General features: G+C 69.0%; 2 protein-coding genes. One reads left to right on the top strand and one right to left on the bottom strand.

Annotation, left to right across the window (positions count from 1 at the left end):
• Positions 1–471 precede the first annotated feature (471 nt).
• Positions 472–4,497: a S8 family serine peptidase gene (locus F8271_RS29755; RefSeq protein WP_225854852.1), complete on the top strand. Its 4,026-nt coding sequence runs from the start codon at positions 472–474 to the stop codon at positions 4,495–4,497.
• 69 nt (positions 4,498–4,566) lie between these two features.
• On the opposite strand, the gene F8271_RS29750 is transcribed toward F8271_RS29755, so the two are convergent.
• Positions 4,567–5,007, bottom strand: a complete 441-nt coding sequence (locus F8271_RS29750) for a winged helix-turn-helix domain-containing protein (protein ID WP_225854851.1) — start codon at positions 5,005–5,007, stop codon at positions 4,567–4,569.
• Positions 5,008–5,222: the final 215 nt, after the last annotated feature.

Below are 5,222 nucleotides of genomic sequence, written 5' to 3'. Positions count from 1 at the left end.
CAGCCGCCTCGTCCAAGCCCTGCCCGGCCAACGGCAGCCGCGGCCCGTCGGCAGCGATCCGATCGACCAACTCCGCGAACTCACCAGCATCATCGCGCTCAGCCCGCACGCCCGGGCCCACCATCGGGTAACTCATCCACTCGGTCCTATCTGTGCTAGCCGGACTCCACCGGCCTTAACGGAAATTCGACATATTCCGTTACACAGATCTCCCTACAGGCCCCGGGGGACAAGATCCGACCGGAACTCGCCAAGCAGCTCCAGGCCAAGAGCGAAGGGGACTTCTGGATCCGGTTCAAGGACCGCGCCGACCTGAGCAAGGCCAGCGCCATCAAGGAATGGACCAAGCGCGGCAGCGCGGTCGCGGACGCGCTGCGCAAGACCGCCGCCGAGAGCCAGGGCAAGATCCGTGCCGAACTGGACGGCTCCGGTGCGAAATACCAGACCTTCTGGGCCACCAACGCCATCAAGGTGAACAGCGGCTCGTTGGCGATGGCGCAGAAGTTCGCCACCCACGCCGAGGTGGAGGGCCTGTACGCCCCGGTCGCCTACCAACTGCCCGAGCTGACCAAGGGCACCGACGAGAAGACCGTGAACGCCCTCGAGTGGGGCGTCGCCAACATCAACGCCGACGACGTCTGGTCCCAGTACGGCGCCACCGGCGAGGGCATCACCATCGCGAGCATCGACAGCGGTGTGCAGTACGACCACCCGGCCCTGGTGAACTCCTACCGCGGCAACAACGGCGACGGCACGTTCGACCACAACTACAACTGGTTCGACGCCGCCGGAACGTGTCCTGCCGCCCCCTGTGACAACGATGGACACGGCACGCACACCATGGGCACCATGGCCGGCTCGGACGGCGGTGCGAACCAGATCGGTGTCGCGCCCGGCGTCACATGGATCTCGGCGAACGGCTGCTGCCCCACCGATGCCGCTCTGATCGAATCCGGCCAGTGGATGCTTGAGCCGACCGACCTGAACGGCCAGAACCCGGACGCCAGCAAGCGGCCGAACATCATCAACAACTCGTGGGGCTCGCTGAATCCGTCCAACGAGCCCTTCATGGAGGATGTGACACTGGCGTGGGCCGTGTCGGGCATCTTCGGTGTCTGGGCCAACGGCAACAGCGGGCCGGCCTGCCAGACCAGCGGTTCGCCGGGCAGCCTGGTCAGCAACTACTCGGCCGGCGCGTACGACATCAACAACACCATCGCCGGCTTCTCCGGCCGGGGTAGCGGGCAGAACGGCGAGATCAAGCCCAACATCTCGGCACCGGGCGTGAACGTCCGGTCGAGCATCCCGGGCAACTCGTACGCCACCGCCAGTGGCACCTCGATGGCCGCACCGCACCTCGCGGGCGCGATCGCGCTGCTGTACTCGGCGGCCCCGTCGCTGGTCGGTGACGTCAACGCGACGCGTGCCCTGCTCAACGGCACCGCGATCGACAAGGCCGACGACCAGTGCGGCGGCACCGCGGCGGACAACAACGTCTACGGCGAAGGCCGGCTGGACGCCCTGGCGCTGCTCAACGCCGCACCTACTATTGACCTCGGCACCCTGGCCGGCACGGTCACCGAGGCGGCCACCGGCGCACCGATCGCCGGTGCGACGCTGACGCTCACCGGCCCGACCGCGCGGGAGATCACCACCGGGGCGGACGGGACGTTCTCGACCCGACTGCCCACCGGTGACTACCAGGTCGCCGTGACGGCCTTCGGGTACTCCGCCACGACGAAGACGGCCACCGTCACCGACGGTGCGACCACGACCCTCGCCATCGCGCTGACACCCGTGCCGAGCGTCAACGTCACCGGCGCGGTCACCGACGGTTCCGGGCACGGATGGCCGCTGTACGCGAAGGTCACCGTGACGGGCGTCTCGGGAGTGTACGACCACACCACTCCGTCGAACGGCCGCTACAGCATCAAGCTGCCGGCCGGGCAGACGTACACCCTGACGTACGAGTCGCAGTACCCCGGCTACCAGACCGTCACCAAGCAGGTCGTGGTCGGCACGGGCAACGTCACCGCCAACGTCGCCGTGCCGGTGGACACCACCAGCTGCACGACCGCCCCCGGGTACACCGACGGGTCCGACGGTGAGTACGAGACCTTCGACGCCACGACCACACCGGCCGGCTGGACGGTGGTGGACAACGCGGGCAGCGGCCAGGTCTGGAAGTTCACCGACGACGGCGACCGGGGCAACCTGACCGGCGGCAGCGGCAACTTCGCGATGATCGACAGTGACGCGTACGGTGCGGGCACCAACCAGGACACCTCGCTGGTCAGCCCCGTGGTCGACCTGACCGCCGTCACGGCACCGGTCATCCGGTTCAACCAGGACTTCAACCAGCTGGACGAGGACACCGCCGACGTCGACCTGAGCATCGACGGTGGCGCCACCTGGACGAACGTGCTGCGTCAGGAGACGGACGTGCGGGGGCCGAAGGTCACCGAGATCCCGATCCCGCAGGCCGCCGGCAAGGCGCAGGTCCAGGTCCGCTTCCACTACTACGACGCCTCGTACGAGTGGTGGTGGGAGGTCGACAACGTCCTCATCGGCAGCCAGGTCACCTGCGTACCGGTCGACGGCGGGCTGGTGGTCGGCAACGTCCGCGACAAGAACGACAACAGCTACATCAACGGCGCGACCGTCACCAGCAAGGATCGGCCCGCCGAGAAGGCCGTCACCGTGGCGACCCCGGACGACCCGGGCCTGGCCGACGGCTTCTACTGGATCTACTCCACGCTGACCGGTACGCACCCGTTCACCGCGACCGCCGGCACCTACGTCAGCCAGACCAAGCAGGTCGACGTCGAGGCCGACTGGGCGACCGTCGCGAACTTCGTGCTCGCGGCCGGTCGGTTGTCGGTGACGCCGACGCAGCTCAGCGCGACGGTCCAGATGCCCACCGGCAAGGCCACCAGGACGTTCACGGTGACCAACACCGGCGGCGCACCGGTCGAGGTCGAGTTCAGTGAGCGGGACAACGGGTTCGAACTCCTGCGGGCGGACGGATCCAGAGTGACCCGGCAGCAGGTGCTCGGGTCCGGCGGCGCGCCGGAGCAGCGGCTCGCCGTTGCGACGTCGTTCGCCGCCAAGGCGTCCGGTAAGACGGCCACGGCGGCCGCCGCCGGTGTCGGCCCGCAGGCCGCGCCGTGGACCGACATCACCGACTACCCGTCGAACATCATGGACAACCGGGTGGTCAGCCTGGACGGCAAGGTGTACTCGATCGGCGGTGGCGACGGCAACGCCTCCACCACGAAGAACTACGCCTACGACCCGGCCGCCCAGACCTGGACGGCGATCGCCGATCTTCCGGGCGCCCGCAACGCCCTGACGGTGGGCATCGTGGACGGGAAGATCATCGCGACCGGCGGTTGGGCCGACGCCGGCCCCGACTCGGCCACCTGGTCGTACGACCCGGGGGCGAACACCTGGACGGAGCTGGCCGACAACCCGGCACCTCGGGCCGCGGCCGGGCAGGCCGTCGTCGACGGCAAGTTGTACGCCGTCGGTGGCTGCACCACCTCGGGCTGCCTGCCGATGTCCAACAGCGTCGTCCGGTACGACCCGGGCAGTGACACCTGGGAGACGCTGGCCAACTACCCGAAGTCGGTGGCCTTCGCCTCCTGCGGCGGGATCGACGGCATCGTCTACTGCACCGGCGGCAACGACGGCGCCGCCTCGCAGAAGTCCAGCTACGCCTACGACCCGGGTGCCAACACCTGGACCGCGATCGCGGACGCGCCGGCCGACAACTGGGCCAGCTCGTACGCCGTCGCCAGCGGCAAGCTCCTCGTCGTCGGTGGTTCGCAGGGTGGCGCCATCAGCAACGCCGGCTTCGCCTTCGACCCGGCCGCCGGCTCGTGGTCCACCCTGCCCAACGCCAACACGGCGCGCTACCGCGGTGGTGCGGCGTGCGGCTTCTACAAGATCGGCGGCTCGTCCGGCAACTTCAACGCGGCGCCGGACAGCGAGGTGCTGCCGGGCTTCGAGGGCTGCGCCGAGGCGGCGGCCGACGTCAGCTGGATGACGATCGACAAGTCGGAGGTCACCCTCGCTCCGGGCGCGAAGGTCACGGTCACCGTCGGGATGACGGCGAACGTCGACCAGCCGGGCGTCTACTCCGGCGCGGTCGCGATCAAGGAGAACACGCCGTACACGGTGGCGCCGGTCGAGGTCACCATGACGGCGAACCCTCCGAAGACCTGGGGCAAGCTCATGGGTACGGTCACCGGCACCAGCTGTCAGGGTGCGACCGCGCCGCTCGCCGGCGCGGTGGTCCAGGTCGACTCGTGGGCGATGTCGTGGACCTTCGCCACCGACGCCCAGGGCAGGTACGCCTACTGGGTGGACCGTCGCAACAACCCGCTCACGATGATCGTCGCCAAGGACGGCTGGAAGCCCCAGACCCGTCAGACGAGGATCGACACCACCACGCCCACGGTGGAGAACTTCGGGTTGGCGCCCATCCGGTGCTGACACCTGAGCGGTAGCACACCGATCCGGCCCGCCTGGTCGTCGACCGGGCGGGCCGGACCGTGTCCGCGCTCAGGCGGGAGCGAGCCGGAAGCCGACGCCGCGCACGGCGTGGATCGTCGCGGCCGCGTTCACCCGGGCGAGCTTGCGGCGTACGCGCCGGACCACCGAGTGCATGTCGGAGCCGCGACCGAGGTGCCGGTTGCCCCAGACCTCGAGGTGCAGCCGCTCGTAGGTCCACACCTGCCCGGGCGCGTGGACCAGGCAGAGCAGGACGTCGTGCTCCAGCCGGGTCAGGTCGATCTCCTGGTCGCGCCACCGCACCACCCGGCGGTCGGAGTCGATGGTCAGGTCGGCTGGTGGCGGCTGCGGCCCCGGCGTCGCCTCGACGAGGACCGCCGGGGTCGGGGGAGGCGCGACGGGAGGCATCTCGGCCACCCCGAGGAACTCCCGTGCCTGGTCGACGGTCGAGACGATCAGGAAGGCGTCGCTCCCGCCGAGCAGGTGCGCCAACTGTCGGCGTTCGGCCGGCGAGGACGCGATGCCGACCTCCGCTATTCAGAGTAGATAGCGGGTATCGAGGGTGATCAAGGAAAGGTGTACCCGACCTGCAAGGATGTGGTTGTCTACGCCATGTCCTTTGTAGAAGCGGGTGCACCTTTCTGGTGAGCAAGTCTATCGGGTGGGATGACCGGCTGTCGGTGACGGCCACAGATAAGAACCTCGTC

It is taken from the genome of Micromonospora sp. ALFpr18c (genome assembly GCF_008868155.1).
Taxonomy (GTDB): Bacteria; Actinomycetota; Actinomycetes; order Mycobacteriales; family Micromonosporaceae; genus Micromonospora.
Note: the sequence above shows the minus strand (reverse complement) of the source record. Positions and strands in the feature narration are given on the sequence as shown.